This window comes from Rhizorhabdus sp., from assembly GCF_018006725.1.
Classification (GTDB): domain Bacteria; phylum Pseudomonadota; class Alphaproteobacteria; order Sphingomonadales; family Sphingomonadaceae; genus Rhizorhabdus.
This window is the reverse complement of sequence record NZ_JAGMXV010000095.1, coordinates 1-17,172: the sequence shown is the minus strand read 5'-3', so window position 1 is coordinate 17,172 and position 17,172 is coordinate 1. Positions and strand designations below refer to the sequence as shown.

General features: G+C 66.8%; 21 protein-coding genes and 1 tRNA gene. 14 read left to right on the top strand and 8 right to left on the bottom strand.

What is annotated here, in order from left to right; genetic code table 11:
• The 4 genes from KAY22_RS14175 to KAY22_RS14160 all read left to right on the top strand — a co-directional run.
• On the top strand, positions 1-641 hold a 641-nt coding region (locus tag KAY22_RS14175; RefSeq protein WP_296624076.1), incomplete at its 5' end, for a magnesium chelatase domain-containing protein.
• Between the two features lie 11 nt (positions 642-652).
• Positions 653-1,204, top strand: a complete 552-nt coding sequence (locus tag KAY22_RS14170; RefSeq protein WP_296624075.1) for a CvpA family protein — start codon at positions 653-655, stop codon at positions 1,202-1,204.
• 55 nt (positions 1,205-1,259) lie between these two features.
• Positions 1,260-2,348 carry a PA0069 family radical SAM protein gene (locus KAY22_RS14165; RefSeq protein ID WP_296624074.1) on the top strand — a complete coding sequence of 363 codons (1,089 nt, stop codon included), beginning with the start codon at positions 1,260-1,262 and terminating at the stop codon, positions 2,346-2,348.
• An 88-nt stretch (positions 2,349-2,436) separates the two neighbouring features.
• Positions 2,437-2,988, top strand: coding sequence for a hemerythrin domain-containing protein (locus KAY22_RS14160; protein WP_296624073.1), 552 nt, complete (start codon positions 2,437-2,439; stop codon positions 2,986-2,988).
• A gap of 33 nt (positions 2,989-3,021) precedes the next feature.
• Here KAY22_RS14160 and moaB read toward each other — a convergent pair whose 3' ends face one another.
• Genes moaB through KAY22_RS14145 form a run of 3 tightly spaced genes read right to left on the bottom strand, consistent with a single transcriptional unit; the run spans position 3,022 to position 6,094 of the window.
• Positions 3,022-3,549, bottom strand: a complete 528-nt coding sequence (moaB, locus tag KAY22_RS14155; RefSeq protein ID WP_296624072.1) for a molybdenum cofactor biosynthesis protein B — start codon at positions 3,547-3,549, stop codon at positions 3,022-3,024.
• 11 nt (positions 3,550-3,560) lie between these two features.
• Positions 3,561-5,330 carry a lytic transglycosylase domain-containing protein gene (locus KAY22_RS14150; RefSeq protein ID WP_296624071.1) on the bottom strand — a complete coding sequence of 590 codons (1,770 nt, stop codon included), beginning with the start codon at positions 5,328-5,330 and terminating at the stop codon, positions 3,561-3,563.
• Complete coding sequence (locus KAY22_RS14145; RefSeq protein ID WP_296624070.1) at positions 5,327-6,094, bottom strand: uracil-DNA glycosylase family protein; 768 nt, start codon at positions 6,092-6,094, stop codon at positions 5,327-5,329. The genes KAY22_RS14150 and KAY22_RS14145 overlap by 4 nt, the downstream gene beginning before the upstream one ends.
• Before the next feature lie 109 nt (positions 6,095-6,203).
• On the opposite strand from KAY22_RS14145, the gene KAY22_RS14140 reads away from it, so the two are divergent.
• Positions 6,204-7,853, top strand: coding sequence for an electron transfer flavoprotein-ubiquinone oxidoreductase (locus tag KAY22_RS14140; RefSeq protein ID WP_296624069.1), 1,650 nt, complete (start codon positions 6,204-6,206; stop codon positions 7,851-7,853).
• Between the two features lie 63 nt (positions 7,854-7,916).
• Here the strand turns inward: KAY22_RS14140 and KAY22_RS14135 are convergent, their stop codons facing one another.
• Complete coding sequence (locus KAY22_RS14135; RefSeq protein ID WP_296624068.1) at positions 7,917-8,195, bottom strand: hypothetical protein; 279 nt, start codon at positions 8,193-8,195, stop codon at positions 7,917-7,919.
• A 90-nt stretch (positions 8,196-8,285) separates the two neighbouring features.
• Here KAY22_RS14135 and KAY22_RS14130 point away from each other — a divergent pair, with 90 nt between their 5' ends.
• Together KAY22_RS14130 and KAY22_RS14125 are read left to right on the top strand one after the other, a co-directional pair.
• The gene (locus tag KAY22_RS14130; protein ID WP_296624067.1) at positions 8,286-8,651 is read left to right on the top strand and encodes a hypothetical protein; all 366 of its coding nucleotides are present in this window, start codon (positions 8,286-8,288) and stop codon (positions 8,649-8,651) included.
• 219 nt (positions 8,652-8,870) lie between these two features.
• A complete protein-coding gene (locus KAY22_RS14125) occupies positions 8,871-9,737 on the top strand; it encodes an energy transducer TonB (protein WP_296624066.1) in 867 nt (288 codons plus the stop codon).
• 142 nt (positions 9,738-9,879) lie between these two features.
• On the opposite strand, the gene KAY22_RS14120 is transcribed toward KAY22_RS14125, so the two are convergent.
• Both KAY22_RS14120 and KAY22_RS14115 read right to left on the bottom strand, forming a co-directional pair.
• Positions 9,880-10,722, bottom strand: coding sequence for a 4-(cytidine 5'-diphospho)-2-C-methyl-D-erythritol kinase (locus KAY22_RS14120; protein ID WP_296624065.1), 843 nt, complete (start codon positions 10,720-10,722; stop codon positions 9,880-9,882).
• A 32-nt stretch (positions 10,723-10,754) separates the two neighbouring features.
• A complete protein-coding gene (locus KAY22_RS14115; RefSeq protein WP_296624064.1) occupies positions 10,755-12,413 on the bottom strand; it encodes a tetratricopeptide repeat protein in 1,659 nt (552 codons plus the stop codon).
• Positions 12,414-12,536: 123 nt separating this feature from the next.
• On the opposite strand from KAY22_RS14115, the gene KAY22_RS14110 reads away from it, so the two are divergent.
• Positions 12,537-13,130: a peptidylprolyl isomerase gene (locus tag KAY22_RS14110; protein ID WP_296624063.1), complete on the top strand. Its 594-nt coding sequence runs from the start codon at positions 12,537-12,539 to the stop codon at positions 13,128-13,130.
• A gap of 50 nt (positions 13,131-13,180) precedes the next feature.
• Here the strand turns inward: KAY22_RS14110 and KAY22_RS14105 are convergent, their stop codons facing one another.
• Entirely contained in the window at positions 13,181-13,669 is a 489-nt protein-coding gene (locus tag KAY22_RS14105; protein ID WP_296624062.1) for a flavin reductase family protein, read from the bottom strand.
• Positions 13,670-13,865: 196 nt separating this feature from the next.
• Between KAY22_RS14105 and infA the strand changes: the two genes are divergently transcribed.
• From infA to KAY22_RS14080, 5 genes are all read left to right on the top strand, one after another.
• On the top strand, positions 13,866-14,084 hold the full coding sequence (gene infA / locus KAY22_RS14100; protein ID WP_003049127.1) for a translation initiation factor IF-1: 219 nt from the start codon (positions 13,866-13,868) through the stop codon (positions 14,082-14,084).
• Between the two features lie 11 nt (positions 14,085-14,095).
• Positions 14,096-14,680 (top strand): Maf family nucleotide pyrophosphatase, encoded by a 585-nt coding sequence (locus KAY22_RS14095; protein WP_296624061.1) that lies wholly within the window; start codon positions 14,096-14,098, stop codon positions 14,678-14,680.
• Positions 14,673-15,674: a ribonuclease gene (locus KAY22_RS14090; RefSeq protein WP_296624060.1), complete on the top strand. Its 1,002-nt coding sequence runs from the start codon at positions 14,673-14,675 to the stop codon at positions 15,672-15,674. Before KAY22_RS14095 ends, KAY22_RS14090 begins: the two co-directional genes overlap by 8 nt.
• Positions 15,652-15,813, top strand: coding sequence for a DNA gyrase inhibitor YacG (gene yacG / locus KAY22_RS14085; protein WP_296624059.1), 162 nt, complete (start codon positions 15,652-15,654; stop codon positions 15,811-15,813). The genes KAY22_RS14090 and yacG overlap by 23 nt, the downstream gene beginning before the upstream one ends.
• Before the next feature lie 63 nt (positions 15,814-15,876).
• Positions 15,877-15,952 (top strand) — tRNA-Phe (locus KAY22_RS14080).
• 153 nt (positions 15,953-16,105) lie between these two features.
• Here KAY22_RS14080 and KAY22_RS14075 read toward each other — a convergent pair.
• Positions 16,106-16,615: a hypothetical protein gene (locus KAY22_RS14075; RefSeq protein WP_296624058.1), complete on the bottom strand. Its 510-nt coding sequence runs from the start codon at positions 16,613-16,615 to the stop codon at positions 16,106-16,108.
• A 100-nt stretch (positions 16,616-16,715) separates the two neighbouring features.
• On the opposite strand from KAY22_RS14075, the gene KAY22_RS14070 reads away from it, so the two are divergent.
• Positions 16,716-17,172 (top strand): tetratricopeptide repeat protein (locus KAY22_RS14070; protein ID WP_296624057.1); only part of this gene is annotated, 457 nt, incomplete at its 3' end.

Below are 17,172 nucleotides of genomic sequence, written 5' to 3'. Positions count from 1 at the left end.
GCCACCAATATCGCATCCTGCGCGCGGTCAAGAACCGCTTCGGCGGCACCGACGAGATCGGCGTCTTCGCGATGCAGGAGGAAGGCCTGAGCGAGGTAGCCAATCCCAGCGCGCTGTTCCTGACGACGCGCGGGGAGGGGGTGAGCGGGGCCACCGTCTTCCCGGCGATGGAGGGTACGCGGCCGGTGTTGGTCGAAATCCAGGCGCTGACCGTGCGCTTGCAGAGCGGGGCGACCCCGCGCCGGGCGGTGGTCGGCTGGGATTCGGGGCGGCTGGCGATGATCCTGGCGGTGCTGGAGGCGCGCTGCGGGCTGAGTTTTTCGACCGCCGAAGTCTATCTCAACATCGCCGGCGGCTATCGCGTGTCCGATCCCGCCGCCGATCTGGCGGTCGCGGCCGCGCTGGTGTCTGCGCTGGCGGAACGGCCTGTGCCGATAGACTGCGTGCTGTTCGGCGAAATCGCCCTGTCCGGAGAAGTGCGCAGCGTGGCGCATGCGCCGCTGCGGCTGAAGGAGGCGGCGAAGCTGGGTTTCAGCCAGGCCTGGGGGCCTGCGGCCAAGGATCCGCCGGGCAAGGCAATGCGTCAGGAGAGCTTTTCCAGCCTCGGCGCGCTCGTTGACCATATCCTCGGCCGCCGGTAGCACGCCGGCCTATGTATGGATTGACCGGCCTCGACATCATCGTCCTCCTCGCCATTTTCGGCGGGGGGCTGTTCGGCGTGCTGCGCGGCTTCGTGTCCGAGGTCATCTCGCTCTTCTCCTGGGTCGCGGCGATCTTCGCGCTCAAGCTGTTCCACGCGCCCGCGACCAAGATGGCGATGGGGTTCGTCGGCAATTCCAGCGGGGCGAGCGTGCTTGCCTTCGTGCTGATCTTCCTGATCGTCTATGCGGCGGGCAAGCTGGTCGGCGCGTCGCTGGGGCAGCGGATGCGGACGTCGGTGCTGGGGCCGCTCGACCGCGTGCTGGGCTTCGGCTTCGGCGCGCTCAAGGGGCTGATCATCGTCACGCTCGCCTATCTGCTGATCAACCTCGGCTATGACACGCTCTACGGCGCGTCATCCGAGCGGCCCGGCTGGATGCGCAACTCGCGTACCCATCCCCTGCTCAACGCCACCGGGCGCGCGATCGTCGACTGGGTCGGCCATCGCCGCAAGGCCGGGGGCCTGATCGGCGACGACAAGACCACCTCCAAAGCCGCACAGTAAGACCCGGACCCCGCGTCGCGCTTGCGGCGCCGATTGTTCTTGTTATGTTCCATTCATGCCCGACTCGTCAAAACCGCTGCCCGTGCCCCTTCACGGGCGCGGCGCCGCCAGTGGGGGCCTGAGCGGGCGCTTCGACGATCGGGCGCGTGAGAGCGACGGGGACTGGCTCGACGCGCGCGAAAGCATAGACGGCGAAGTCCCGGTCCTGCGGACGCAAGTGACGCTGGAAAAGCCTCGCACGATCATCACGCGCAACCGGTCGCCCGACATTCCGTTCGACCGCTCGATCAACCCCTATCGCGGCTGCGAGCATGGCTGCATCTATTGCTTCGCCCGGCCGACCCACGCCTATCATAACCTGTCCCCGGGACTCGATTTCGAGACCAAGCTCTTCGCCAAGCCGGAAGCGCCGGAGCTGCTGCGGCGCGAACTGGCGCGGCCCGGCTATCGCTGCGAGCCGATGGCGATCGGGACGAACACCGATCCCTATCAGCCGGTCGAGGCACGGCTTCGCATCATGCGCGGGCTGCTCGAGGTGCTGGCCGAGCATGAGCATCCGGTCGCCATCACCACCAAGTCCGCCCGCATCGTCCGCGATATCGACATTCTCGGGCCCATGGCGGCGAAAGGCTTGGCGGCAGTGATGATGTCCGTGACGACGCTCGACCCCGTCGTGGCCCGCCGGATGGAGCCGCGCGCTTCCGCGCCGGCGCGCCGGATCGCAGCGATCGAGACCATGGTGAAAGCAGGGATCCCGGTGTCGATCAGCGTCTCGCCGGTGGTTCCCGCCATCACCGACCATGAGATCGAGGCGATCGTCGAGGCGGGGGCCAGGGCTGGGGCGAGTGGGGCCTTTTCGATCGTCGTCCGCTTGCCGCACGAGGTGTCGCCGCTGTTCCGCGAGTGGCTGGCGGTCCATTATCCCGACCGCGCGGCGCGGGTGATGGCGCTGATCGGTGACATGCGCGGGGGGAAAGACAATGAGGGCGCCTTCTTCGACCGCTTCCGGCCCAGGGGCGCCTATGCCGCCGCACTGCTTGCGCGCTTTCGGCTGGCCTGTCGCAAACATGGCCTGAACGGCGCGCGGTTCGAACTGCGCACCGATCTCTTCCGCGCGCCGGGACAACAGCTCGCCTTGTTCTGACACCAGCTAAGAGGTTGTTTCACCTGCGATTCCGCAACCGCCGCCCTGCTCGGTCGTTTTTCGCCCAACGGAATGAGGAGAGAGTGCCATGTTGGAAGACAAGACGACGCGGAGTTTCGCGATCGGCGCGGCGGCGGGCCTGACCGCAGGCCTCGCCGCCAATGCCGTGCGCAAGATTTTCGTCCAGGCGCCGACGATGATGGCGGGCGAGTGGGATGAGGCGCTGGCGGCCGAGCATAAGGCGGTGCTGGCCCTGTTCGATCAGCTCGAAGCGACCGACAATGACCACAAGGTTCGTCGCTCACTATTGCTGACCCAGATCGGCCATGCGCTCGCCAAGCATGCGATGGAGGAGGAAAATGCCGTCTATGCCGTGCTACGCACCCATGGACAGGCGGCCGATGCCGACAAGCTCAACGGCGATCATGGCTATGTGAAGCAATATCTGTTCGAGCTGGGCGAGATGGACAGTGCCCATCCGCAGTTCCTCGCCAAGGTCGGCGACTTCCGCGCGATGCTCGAGGACCATATGCAGGAGGAAGAAACGAAAATCTTCCCGCGCCTGCGTGGCCTGCTCAGCGAGGAAGAGACCACCAAGCTGACCCGCGCGATGAATCAGGAGGGCCTGAAGCTGGCGTGACGCATGGACGGGGCTGGCGTGGGCCGGTCCCGCTCAGCGCTCGGTCAGGCGTGGCATCAGCTCGACGAAGTTGCAGGGCATGTGCCGGCTGTCGAGCTGATAGACCAATATGTCGTCCCAACCATCTTTCACCGCTCCGGTCGATCCCGGCAGCGCGAAGATATAGGTGCCCCGCGCGACCCCGGCCGTGGCGCGCGACTGGATCGTCGACGTGCCGATCTTGGCATAGCTGAGCCAGCGGAACAGCTCGCCGAAGCCGGGGATTTCCTTGTCCCACACCCGCGCGAAGGCCTCGGGCGTGACGTCGCGTCCGGTTACCCCGGTGCCCCCGGTCGTGATCACGCAGTCGACTTCGGGATCGTCGATCCAGCCGTGCAGGCGGGCGACGATGAGGTCGACGTCGTCACGCACGATTGCGCGATCCGCCACGACATGCCCGGCTCCCTCGATCCGCGCGACCAGCGTGTCGCCGGACTTGTCGGTCGACAGGTCGCGGCTGTCCGACACGGTCAGGACGGCGATCCGGACCGGGTGGAAGGGCAGATCTTCCTTGATCGGCATGCGCTGTACCCTCAGTCGGCCGCGGCGGTCGAGCCGATCGCCGTCAGGCGGACGGCAGGCTGCCCCGGCAGCCCCGGAAAGCGCGGCCACATGCCCTGCGCGATCGCGGTCATGCTGACCGGCTTGGCACCCGAATGCTGCTGGTACATCCAGTAGTTCCGCAGGACGATCGCGACATAGGCGCGCGTCTCGACGAAGGGGATGGATTCGATGAACAACAGCGGGTCGGCCAGATTACGGCCGCGCGCGTTCCAGTTGGCGACCGAATTGGGACCGGCATTATAGGCGGCGATGACCTTCGGCAGCAGCCCGCCGGTGGCGCCCGCATTGTCCGCCAGTTCGCGCAGATAGGCCTGGCCGAGCTCGAAATTGGTGGTCGGCTGGAACAGCGATCCGGTGTCGACCGAGCGCCCGAGATGGCGCGCGACCATCTGTGCGGTGCCGGGCATCAGCTGCATCAGGCCGCGTGCGCCGGCCGAGCTGACGGCGTCGGTGCGGAAACGCGATTCCTGCAGGGCGTGGGCGAAGACGAGCGACTTGTCGACGCGCCAGCCCGATTCCGGCGTCCAGGCCGGCATCGGATAGCGCGCGGCCGGCGACAGGCGCGCGCCCGACGGGCCGTTCTGCGCCAGCCAGATCTGCGCCGCCGGCAGGTTGAGCCGGGCGGCGAGATGGATCAGCGATTCATGGTCGCGGCTCTGCCCGATCCGCGCCTGATGCCGCAGCATCGTCTCGGCCAGGCTCGTCTCGCCGATCTCCGCCAGCGCCGCCGCGCGACGGACATTTGGGATGGTGCCGATCGCGGCCCAGTCGCTGGCGGTCAGCTTGACCCCGCCATCGCGACCGTCCTCGATGCCCAGCGCCGCCTTGGCGATCAGCCCATAGAAGGTCTCGCCCATGCGCGCGGCGGTGCGAAGGCGCGGTTCGATCCGCTCGGGGTGCTGGCAGACCATGTCGGCGCGGCTGGCCCAGAACAGGCCGGCGGCCATCATTTCCGGATCGCGCGCGCGACTGCCGACGTCCTCGAAGGCGGTACCGGCCGCAGCGCAGTCCTTCTGGCGCCACGCGGCGAGACCCGAAACCCAGCTCGCCTGCACCGCCCAGTCGCCGGTCCCGACGCGGGCCAGGTCGGCGACGCGGCGCGCATTGGCGTCGTCGCCGGTCAGATAATAGGACCAGGAGGTCCGCTGCAGCCATTCGGCCTGCGCCTCTGGCGACAATTCGGGCAGCTTCGCCTGGACCAGCGCCTCACCCTCGCTCGGACGATCGTCGCGGAGCAGCGGCAGCGCCTGCTGGGCGAGCGCGGCCGCCGCCCGGTCGTTCTTCAGGCTGCGCGCGGTCTGCCGCCGCGAGGGCCCGGCGAAACGGACGAGGTCTCGCGCCACTGGCAGGGTGGGGGAGGAGAGGCCGCGCTTGGCCGCAATCGCCGCGAGGTCCGGCGCCTCGGGCAGGTCGGTCGCTCCGGTCAGCAGCGCGGCAAGCTTGTCATCGGCCGCCTTGGGCGACCCCTTGGCCAGGATCAGTTCGGCCTGGGCGACATCGGTCAGCGGGCCGCCGGGCAGGGCGTCGATCCCACTTTGCGCGGTGGTCCAGTCGCCTGCGCGGATCGCCGCGAAGATCGACCGATAGGCGGCCTTGTGCTCGGCGGTGATGCCGGAGGCGATCGCCAGCGGCTGGGCCGCCGCTGCGAGGCCGGCCGTGGCGGTCGGGATCACCGTCTGTGCCGAGGCGAGAGACGGCGCGAACAGCATCGAACCGGCGAGGAGGAGGGATCGCATCATGAAAGCAACTTCATCAACAATTGGAGGTCTTCCCAGGCGCGGCGCTTCTGCTGGGGGTGCTGAAGCAGCGTCCGGGGATGGAAGGTGGCGACGGCCTTGGTCGCGCCACCGGGGAGTTGCACGTCGTGGACCGAACCGCGCGCCTCGACGAAGCCCTTGCCCAGGAAGGCACGCGAGGGCTGCTCGCCCATCAGCAGAAGCGCGCGGGGCCGCGCCAGTGCGACATGGTGGCGCGCCAGTTCGCTGAACAACACGCCCATCGCGCGGTCGACGACGCCTCCCGTCGGCCAGCCCGGCGCCATCGCGCTCAGATAGAGCGACTGGCGGTCACGGTTCACGGCGCCCAGCATCTTGTCGAACAGCTCGCCGACCGGGCCGGACAGCAGGCGGCCATTGGCGACGTCGACCTGCTCGGGCAGATCGACCAGCACCATCAGGCCGGAGGTCGGATCGCCCATCGGCGCGACGCGCGCGGACATCGGCATGGCGATTTTCTCGCTGGTCACCAGCCATTGCTGGAAGGCGGGCAGCGTATCGGGGAAAGAGGCCGGCGGAGCGGGGCGCTCGGCTGCGGCGGGCATCGCCGCGGGGCGGGCGGTCGGCTCGATCACGGGGGTGTTTGCGGTCCGCTCGGCGGGCCGTTCGACCGGCGCGAGCCAGTCGCGCGGCTCATCGGCTGCCAGGACATCCAGTCCGGCATCGCGCCACCAGCCCATCAGGCTGGCCAGTTCGGCTGCCGAGGCATGATTTCCCCCAAAAACCATGGGGGTGACTAAAGGAATGGGTTGACGAGGGCGTCAATCTGCGGGCAGCGCCTTTGGGGCATGACGTTTTTTTGATGCGATGACCGGATAGGCAGGACGAGGACCAGACATGTCGCAGCGCGAATCTATGGCTTATGATGTCGTGATCGTGGGAGCCGGGCCGGCTGGCCTGGCGGCGGCGATCCGTCTCAAACAGCTGGCGATCGAATCGGGCCGCGAAATCGCGGTCTGCGTGCTCGAAAAGGGCTCCGAAGTCGGCGCGCACATCCTGTCGGGTGCGGTGGTCGATCCGATCGCGCTGAACGAGCTGCTGCCCGACTGGAAGGACATGGACAGCCCGCTGACCGTGCCGGTGACCGAGAACCACCACTGGATCCTGACGGCGAACAGTCAGTTCTCGATGCCGCACATCGCGCTGCCGCCCTTCATGAACAACAAGGGCACCTACACGCTGTCGCTCGGCAATCTGTGCCGCTGGCTGGCGGGGCAGGGCGAAAATCTGGGCGTCGAGATCTTCCCCGGCTTCGCCGCCGCCGAGATCCTCTACAATGCGGATGGCTCGGTGAAGGGCGTCGCGACCGGCGACATGGGCGTCAGCCGCACCGGCGAGCACAAGCCCGACTATCAGCCGGGCATGGAGCTCCACGCCAAATACACCTTCTTCGCCGAGGGCGTGCGCGGCCATCTGTCGAAGATGCTCAAGGGGCATTTCGACCTGGAGGCCGATTGCGAGCCGCAGACCTATGCGATCGGCATCAAGGAGCTGTGGGACATCGACCCGGCCAAGCATGAGCCGGGCCGCGTGATCCACACCCAGGGCTGGCCGCTGACCGAGGAGGTCGGGGGCGGCTTCCTCTACCACCAGGCGAACAACCAGGTCGCGCTCGGCTTCGTCGTCGGGCTCGGCTACAAGAATCCGCACCTCTATCCGTTCGAGGAATTCCAGCGCTGGAAGCAGCACCCGGCGATCCGCGCGATCCTGGAGGGTGGCCGCCGCGTCTCCTATGGCGCACGCGCGATCAACGAGGGCGGCTGGCAGTCGATCCCGAAGCTGGTCTTCCCCGGCGGCGCGCTGATCGGCTGCTCGGCGGGCTTCGTCAACGTGCCGCGCATCAAGGGCAGCCACACCGCGATGAAGTCGGGCATGCTCGCCGCCGAGGCCGCGTTCGAGGCGCTGTCGCACGAGCGTTCGTCGGACGAACTGACCGCCTATCCGGCCGCGCTGGAGGACAGCTGGGTCGCCAAGGAGCTCAAGACCGTCCGCAATGCCGAGCCTTTCATCGCCAAGTTCGGCCCCTTCGCGGGCACGATCATGGCCGGCGCCGACATGTGGATGCGCACGCTGGGCATCGGCCTGCCGTTCACCCTCAAGCATCACAAGGACAATGAGGGCCTGTGGCGCGCCGACATCGCGCCGAAGATCGATTATCCCAAGCCCGACGGCGTGATCAGCTTCGACCGCCTCTCGTCGGTGTTCCTGTCGAACACCAACCATGAGGAGGACCAGCCCGTCCACCTGCAGCTCAAGGACCCGAGCGTCCCGGTCGACATCAACCTGCCGCTCTATGACGAGCCTGCGCAGCGTTACTGTCCGGCCGGCGTCTATGAGATCGTCGGCAAGGAAGAGGGCGCGCCGCGCCTGCAGATCAACGCGCAGAACTGCGTCCACTGCAAGACCTGCGACATCAAGGACCCGACCCAGAATATCAACTGGGTCACGCCGGAGGGCGGCGGCGGTCCGAACTATCCTAATATGTGAACGCGAAAGGGCCGGGTTTTCCGGCCCTTTTTCGTATGAGCGCCGGGGTGGGCCGGTGCGCGATCAGCGCGCGCAGGCGCGATAGTCGCCATTCTCGCAGGCCTCGACCCGCCGGCGCCATTCCTCGCGCTGCCGCTCGTAACGCTCCTGCGCCGCGCGGTTGGTCTCGCGGACGCGCGCGTTGGACCGGTCGCGGGCATCGACCCTCGCTTGCGCACCGCGGTTGAGTTCGATCGTCCGCAGGCGATCGGCACGATGCTCGGCATCCTCCTCCTGCGCGGCCACCGGCGCGGCGAGTGCGGAAAGAATCAGTGTGGCGAGCGGAAGGAGCTGGCGGACCATGACCGTTGCTTGCCCCGCAATGGCTTTCCACCGGCTGAACGCCGCCGCCACCCTTGCTTTGCGCCCGCCGGCCCGATATGCGCGCGTCCGATGACTACACCGCGCAAGACATTGTCGCTCAGCCGCGTCGTGGCCCCGGCCTCGGGCCCCGAACTCTCGCCCGAAGCGCAGCTGATCGCCCAGGCGATCCGGCGCAAGCTCTGCATCACCGCCGTCTACAACAAGACCGCCATGGTGATCACGCCGCACATTCTCTACACCAAGCATGACGACCCCTTCATCGACGGCGTCGTCACCCTGCGCGACGGCAAGGTCCCTGCCGAGCCCAAGCTCGGCACCTTCAAGCTCGCCGGCCTCAACAGCGTGATGCTGACCGCCGACAATTTCGAGCCGCACGCGCTGTTCGATCCGACCGACGCGAAATATGAAGGCGTGACGCTGGCAAAGCTGGGCTGAGTCGAGCACGTTAGGCCTGCGACCTTCCGCAGGGCCGAGCATCGTTTCATTCGTATCGCGGGCCCGGCTTAAGGACTAGCGATGAGACGATCGACCGCTCCGTTCGATCGGCGACACGTGGCGGCACAGGCCCAACAACGTCGGCCGTATGTGTATTTTCCCTTTTGAGCCCAATACTAACTCGGCGTAGTTGTACCCGGCCGACGGGGGAAGATGCGCATGAACTGGGCAAGATATACATTGTTACTTTGGACAATGCTGACTTGCTCCCATGCTGCAATCGCCGAAAAGACTAAGGCAAACCCAACAGCACCGGTGCCCCAAGGCACACCCGGCGAATGGGTCACGCCGGAAGATTATCCGATACCGGCGCTACGATTGCAGATGACCGGCACCTCCCGGTTCGTGCTGGCTGTTGACGCGAACGGCAAAGCCACGCGTTGCGAGATTACCGAAAGCAGCGGGTTTGACATACTCGATGAAGCAGCGTGCAAAGTGCTGATGGCCAGAGCGAGTTTTTTGCCCGCGCTCGATTCGGCTGGCAAGGCGGAGGCGGCAAGCTATCGAAATCGCATCCGGTGGATGATCCCGGGCGGCATGCCTGCAATCGGGGAGAACTGGATGGTGGTGTCGCTATCTGTTGACCAGAAGGGCCATGCAACATCTTGCAAGATGGTCGTAAAGATGCCGGCCGCTGCAAAGACTGCCGAGGGAAAACCTTGCGGCTATGGCATGGCGGTGCCGCCCGACGTAGGCTTGGCTGTTCGTGGCGATTATCCAGGCATCTCGGCTGAGATCGAACTGCACCAGGCGGATATTTTCACGCCCGACCTTCGCGAACAAATTCGCGCGCCGCGCGCCGGGTATCAACAGCGTGCGCTCAACGTCTATCGCTTCACCGTCGGCAAGGACGGTAAGATGCAGGCGTGTAGCTATATCGAACAACGCGGCGAGGCGCAGTTCCTGGCCGACTATTGTGGTCAGGCTCGAAGCTTGGCCTTCGACCCGCCTCTTTCGGCCTTCGACAAGGATGGTATCGCAACGGGCTGGCATATCCTCACGGCGGTGCTGAAGAGCGCCCCCTAGGCGGTGTGGAACGCTTGAGGGTTCACGAGGCGGGGTAGAGGGTTGCGAATTCGTAAACTGTCCCCGATTTACCGCCGACGCGAAATATGAAGGCGTCATCACAAAATCGGGGACAGTTTATTAATTGGGAAGAGGCAGTCGCTTATCGCAAGCTACTCGCCAGCCTCCACCAGCTAGGATTTTCCGCGAAAGCCGCTTCGCTCGCGGCGTCGCGCTGGTCGGTATTCTCGAACAACGCAAAGCAGGTTGCGCCAGACCCCGACATGCGGGTCAGCGTACAGCCCGGCTGCGCGGCCAACCGCTCGATCACCTCGCCGATGACCGGGCACAACTGCAGGGCGGGGGGCTCCAGGTCGTTGCGGCCGGCCAGTGCGGCTTCGAGCGGGTTGCCGGAGGCGAGGGGGCCGCGGTCTGCGCCGTCCCAGGCCTTGAAGACCGGCCCCGTCGACAGCGGCACGCCGGGGTTGACCAGCAGCAGCGGGGTGTCGCTGAGGCCGCTGCCGTCGACCGGCCGGAGCACGTCGCCGCGCGCGTCTCCGCGGACGTTGCGCGACAGCAGGCAGGCGGGGACGTCCGCGCCCAGTTCGGCGGCCAGCGCCAGTACCTCGGGCGCCTCGATCGACAGGCCCAGCCGGCGGCAGAGCAGGCGCAGGACGGCGGCGGCGTCGGCCGAGCCGCCACCGATGCCGGCGGCGACGGGCAGGCGCTTGTCCAGATGGATCGCGGGCGGGGTTCCGGCACCGGCGAGGCGGTAGAGGCCGCGCGCGGCGCGCATCACCAGATTGTCCTCCGGGTCCTCACCGCGCAGTATGTCGGCGAAGGGGCCGTCGATCGTCAGGCGCGGGGGGCCCTCGGCGATGCTGACCAGGTCGCCATGCCTGGCGAAGGCGAAGATCGTCTCCAGCTCATGATAGCCATCCTCGCGGCGGCGACGGACGTGGAGCGCTAGGTTGATCTTCGCGAAGGCGATCTCGCTGTCGGTCATGGCGGTGAGATCGGCCGAGCGCGGAGGCGCGATCAGCGATCGTTGGCGGACAGCGTCTCGCCCGGTCCGTCCGACAGCTTGCGGTTGATGCGGTCGGCGCTCGCCTTGTCGGCCTGGACGAGGGCGGCGCGCCACGAATAGCGTGCCTCCATACGGCGTCCGACCGCCCAATAGGCGTCGCCGAGATGTTCGTTCATCACCGACTGGCCGGGGTCGCCCGCCACGGCGCGTTCGAGCGCCGGGATGGCGCCGCGATAATTGCCGCGCTTGTAATAGAGCCAGCCGAGCGAGTCCGCGATCGCCGCGTCATTGGGGTCGAGGCCGCTGGCGCGCTCGATATAGGTCTGCGCCTCGGCCAGATTCTCGCCCCGGTCGAGCATGCCATAGCCGAGATAGTTGAGGATCATCGCCTGTCCGGGAGCTATGGCGTTGGCCTGCCGCAGCAGCGCCTTGGCCCCCTCCCAATCACCCGAACGGTCTAGCGCGCCGGCCTTGAGGAAGAGGTGGACCCAGCTCTTGATCCCTTCGGCTTCGTCCTTGTCGATCGCCTTCTGATAGGCTTTGGCCGCTTCTTCGTGGCGTTCGAGGTCCGACAGTATGCCGCCGAGTTCGACGAAGGCGTTGCTCGGGGCGTCGGGCCGGGCCGCCGCCTTTTCGGCATCGCCAAGCGCCGCCTGCCGATCGCCCATCTGCATCAATATGCCGCTGCGCTGCTGGCGGGCGACCTCGAACAGCGGATTGTCGGCCGGCACCTGCAGGGTCAGCTTCAACGCAGACTCATTATAGCTATTGCCCGACAGCAGGTCGGCGGTGGCGATGATCGCGGCGGCGTTGGACGGCGCCATGTGGCAGGCCATACGAGCGAGCTGCAGCGAGATCGGCGAACGTCCGTCGCCCTTCACGTCGATCGCAAGCTGGGCGAACAGATCGGACAGGCCGCGTTCGGCGCTGTCGACCGCGCCCGGGATCGGACGCCCGGCATCGAGCTGGGCGCGGGCGCGGGCGAGTTCGGGCGCGCGACCCTCAAGGGCCAGTCGGGCCTTGTCGATCTCACCGCGCTTGGCGAACAGGGCGCCGGCGGCCAGTTGCAGGCGAAGCGAGCGCGTATCGTTGGCGGTCGCCAGCTTGCGGATGTCGGCGAGCGCCTCGCTGCGCCCCATCGCCAACTCGATCAGGATATGATGGTCGCGCGAATAGGCGTTGGCCAGCTGCGATCCGCCGGCGGGCGCCGCGAGGCGGGCGGCATCGGACGAGCCCCGACCGAAGGCAACCCAGCCGCGCATCACAGGCACGAGGAAGCCGAACACCTGCTCCCGGTCGATCCGGGTCACGATCTGGTCCGCAAGGCGCCAGTCGCGCACAGCGACGGCTTCCGAGAAGAGCATCAGGCTGCCGTCCGTAGGCAGGGCGCCGAGGCTGTCGAGCTGGCGCGCGGCCTGTCCGGCCAGCTTGAAATTGCCCGCCGTCAACGCCTGCCGATAGGTGCGCAGCGCCAGGCGCCGGTCGGTGGGTGAGGCCTGGAGCAGCTTGGCATAGCTGTTGGCGGCAGCTTCGGGCATGCCGTCCGCATCGGCCAGCCGGGCGCGGACATATTGCCGCATCTCGCCATCGGCATCGGGGACCATGGCCAATGCCGTCCCCGGTGCCAGGATGAGCAGGGCGATGCCGAACAGGGCGCGCTTCGCGGTCATGAACTTACTCCAACGCTTCGTCCGACTGTCTATCGCAAGTCGATATGGTGAAGCCAGTATTAACCTCGGCGTTTACCCTCTTTCCGCGATGGACCCGATCGCCCGACCGGTTAAGCTCAAGGCATGATTCGTCGATCGCTCCTCCAAGTCGCCGCCTTGCTGTTGTTCACTCCGTTGCTGGCGCCGCCGCTACAGGCAGCTCCCGGCATCGTGCGCGTCGCGGTCAAGACAACGGCGGGCAGCTTCGTCGTCGCGGTGGATACGAAGCGCGCACCGATCACGGCGAATAATTTCCTGGCTTATGTCGACAAGCAGTTCTTCGACGGCACGACCTTCTATCGTGCGGCGCGCGCGGTCGGCAATCCGAGGCTGGGGTTCATCCAGGGCGGGGTGCATCGCGACTTCCGCCGCTCGCTGCCGCCGATCGCGCACGAACCGACCAGCAAGACCGGGCTGCGCCATGTCGACGGCGCCATTTCGATGGCGCGGCGCGAACCGGGCAGCGCCATGGGCGAGTTCTTCATTATGGTAGGCCCCTCTCCCGCGATGGACGCCAAGGCGGGCGATCCCGGCTATGCGGTGTTCGGAAAGGTCGTCTCGGGCATGCCGGTGGTGCGCAAGATCCTCGCGGAGAAGACCTGGCCGGGTGGATCGGGTTCTATGAAAGGGCAGCTGATCAAGCAGCCGGTGAAGATCCTGGAAGCGAAGCGGCTGTGATAAGCACCGCGCGGCTGGCCTGAACGCCGCTTCGCATCGGAGACAGGCGATCAGCGCGCGGCGCTGGCGAAAGTGCCGTCGACCCAGACCAGCGGGCTGATCTCGTCATGGTTCACCACCTCCTCGACCTCGCCGAGAAACAGGGTGTGGGTGCCGACGTCGATCTGCTGCGTCGTCCGGCAGACGAGGCTGGCGAGCGCGTCGCCGAGCACCGGGATGCCGTCCGGGCCGGCAGTCCAGTCGCCGGTTTCGAAGCGGGCGAGGCCCTTCTTCTGGCCGCTGAAGATGCCGACCAGATCGCGGTGGCGATCGGCGAGCAGGTTGACGCAGAAGCGCTCCGACTGGCTGAGCACCGGATGGATGCTGGCGGTACGGTTGACGGCGGTGAGCAGCGTGGGGGGCTCGGCACAGACCGACATGACGGCGGTCGCGGCCATGCCCGACCAGCTTTCGTCGCGACCGGTGGTGATCAGCGCGATCGTCGTCGCGAGGCGCCGCATCGCATGGCGGAAGCCGTCCTTGATCTCGTCCTCGGTCATGCGATTCTCCTCCCTTTGATGTCTTCCCGGTGCAGCCGCTAGAGAAATGGACCGGTCTGCGCAATTGCCGCTACCGCATCTCTCCTTTGGGGCAGTCAAGCGCCGCTTCCAGCCTGTCTTCAAGCGCCGCTTTCCTTTTGGCGGTCAAGCGCGTATGGCGACGCCCAAACTCCGATCATCTCTGTGAGGCACTGGTTTGGCGAAAGAAGAATTGCTGGAAATGCGCGGGCAGGTTGTCGAACTGCTGCCCAACGCCATGTTCCGTGTCCGGCTCGAGAACGACCATGAAATCCTGGGTCACACGGCCGGCAAGATGCGCAAGAACCGCATCCGCGTCCTCGTCGGTGACGAGGTGCTGGTCGAGCTGACCCCTTATGACCTGACCAAGGGTCGTATCACCTACCGCTTCAAATAAGGGCAGGGGCCTTGTCCCTGCTCATTCTCGCCTCGGCCAGTCCCCGACGGGCCGAGCTGATCCGCAGGCTCGGTGTCGAGCCGTCCGCGATCGACCCCGCCGATATCGACGAGACGCCGGGTCGCGACGAGCAGCCGGCGCGCTATGCCGCGCGCATGGCGGCGGAGAAGGCGGCTGTGGTCGCGGCGCGCCATGCGGGCGCGTGCATCCTTGGCGCGGACACCGTCGTGGCGGCGGGGCGGCGCATCCTGCCCAAGACCGAGACCGCCGAGGAGGCGCGCGCCTGCCTCGTTCTGCTGTCGGGCCGGCGACACCGCGTCCATTCGGCCGTCACGCTGATCGACGGCAGCGGCAAGGCGCGGCATCGGATTTCGACCAGCATCGTCAAGTTCAAGCGGCTCACCGCATCCGAGATCGAAGCCTATCTGTCGGGCGGCGAATGGCAGGGCAAGGCAGGGGGCTATGCGATCCAGGGCTATGCCGAAAGCTGGGTGGCGATGCTCTCGGGCAGCCATTCGGGGGTGATGGGACTGCCGCTGTTCGAAACGCGCGCCTTGCTTTCTTCGGCAGGGCTGCTGCCGCCCTCGGATGGCTGAGTGGATTTACGAGGACGGGATTGGTGAAGCGCGCGCGGCGCTGATCGAGGACGGCATCATCCTGTCCGCCGAGATCGAGGCCGACGATGACGGGCCGCCCGCCGGCACCGTCGCCAGGGCCCGACTGATCCGCATCACCGTTCCCGGACGTCGCGGGCTCGTGCGCCTCGAGGACGGCGCGGAGGCGCTGATCGAGCCGCTGCCGCGCGGCGTTACCGAAGGCGGTGCGCTGCTTGTCGAAATCCGAAGGGCCGCGCTGCCCGAACCGGGGCGGGCCAAGCTCGCGCTGGCGCGACAGGCGTCGCCCGATGCTGCGCCGACGATCGGCCCCGGTCTGCTCCAGCGGATCGAGGCAACGGGCCTTCCGATCCGGCGGCTCGGCGCGCATGAGCCCGATGCGCTGGAAGCGGCGGGCTGGTCCGAGTTGCTCGAGGAAGCACGCAGTGGAGAGGCCGGCTTCGACGGCGGCAGCCTGCGCCTGTCGCTCACCCCGGCGATGAGCCTGATCGACGTGGACGGTTGGCTCGATCCTGCGGCGCTCGCGGTCGCCGGCGCTTCGGCGGCTGCAGCGATGATCGTTCGGCATGGCATCGAAGGCTCGATCGGGATCGACCTGCCCACCGCGGGCAGCAAGGCGGCGCGCCAGGCGGCGGCCGACGCGGTCGATGCGATCCTGCCACAGCCCTTCGAGCGAACGGCGGTCAACGGTTTCGGCTTCCTGCAGATCGTTCGCCCGCGCAGGCGCGCCTCGCTGCCCGAGCGGCTCCAGGGGGACGGCGTGGGCGCCGCCGCGCGCGCGCTGCTCCGCCGGGCCGAGCGCACGCCGGGCGCAGGCGCGCGCAGCATCAGCGCCCATCCGGCCGGGATCGAGCGCATTGCCGGCCGTGCCGACTGGCAGGCAGAACTGGCGCGGCGCATCGGTGCACCGATCGCCTTGCGCCCCGACGCGCGCCTCGCCATATCCGGCGGCCATGTCGACGCGGAAAATCCATGAATGTCCCGGCTGCAGCAAGCCGGCCCGGCCCGAATATGAGCCATTCTGCAGCCAGGGATGCCGCGATCGGGACCTGCTGCGCTGGCTCGACGACGGCTATCGAATCCCCGGCCCGCCCGCCGATATCGAGCCTGAATAAAAAAGCGAAAAGCGGGCTGGACAGGACCTGTTACCCACCTCTATAGGCACGCCTCCAACGAGTGCCCAGGTAGCTCAGTTGGTAGAGCATGCGACTGAAAATCGCAGTGTCGGCGGTTCGATCCCGTCCCTGGGCACCATCTTCCTTCCCTTGACGACGTGACGGGTCGATGGCGGCGCGTCGCCACTGGTGGCGCTGCGGCGGCAATCTTTCATGGGCCGGGTGAAGGCGTACTCCCTGTGCAGGCTTGTTCCCTGTCCTCGCGCGGATCCGTTCATGGACGGCAACGCTATCAGCGGTCTCCGCCCTTCTCCGAGAAGCGCAGACAGTCTGCCATGCGCTCGACGATCGGCGCGTAACGGGATTTCAGGCTCTCCGGATAACGGAAGCGGACGGCGATCAGCCGGTCGCCTTTGCGCATGGCCCTGGTGTAGAGGATCTGGTCGACGCGCGTTCCCGAAACGATGAACTCGGCGTCGCCGGTCCTCAGATCTCGGCTGCTCGATTCCAGCGCGATATGCGTAAGCCGTTCCTTTTCCATGCGGATCGGTTCGGCCAAGGTCGCGCGCGTGTAGATCATCCCCGCAGCGATCATCTGCGCGCTATCCGAGGACTCCATGACGATCCCGTGATTCTGGGGCGATTGCCGGGTGACGGGGAACAGCCCCTGCGGATAACAGACCGAAAAGCCGAAGCGGGGATTGTGCCAGGTCGTCCATCGATCGGCCGAAGCTGCGGCGGCTGCGTATGCAGCGCCCCATGCTGCCTGAAGCGCCAGCATGACGATGCCTGTCCGGAACAAGATCCGCCTTCTGCGCGTCACATTCCCAGCTCGATTACGGGTGACCATGGCTCGGCGTAAGCCATGGATATGAAATGAAAAAGATCGGGGATTCAATCAGGTGATCCTAATCGATGGCACGTTGCGACGGTCTTTCCTGCTGTTAGGCCTGGCGTGCCTGGCTGGAACGGGCTTTGCCGGCCTCGCTTTCGCGGAGCGCCCGGATGATGTGCCGCCGGAACAGATCGCCGCACCGCAAGGCGCGTCGCCCGGCCATGTAGCAAAAATGCTGCCATCCTGTGGAACTGCCGACGCCGAAGCCTGCACGGAAAACGGCTATGCCTTTCTCGAAGGCGACCAAGTGCCGCAGAACGAGGTTCGTGCTTTCGGATATTTCGTTCAGGGCTGCGAATTTGGCAGCATGCGCGGCTGCACGATGGCCGGCTATGCTTATGCCCAAGGGCAGGGCGTCGTCGCCAACCCCGCATATGCCGCCTCCTACTATCACCGGGCGTGCGAAGGAGGCGAGGCGATCGCCAGTTCGAACCTCGGCTTGGCTTACGCCGGTGGCGTCGGGG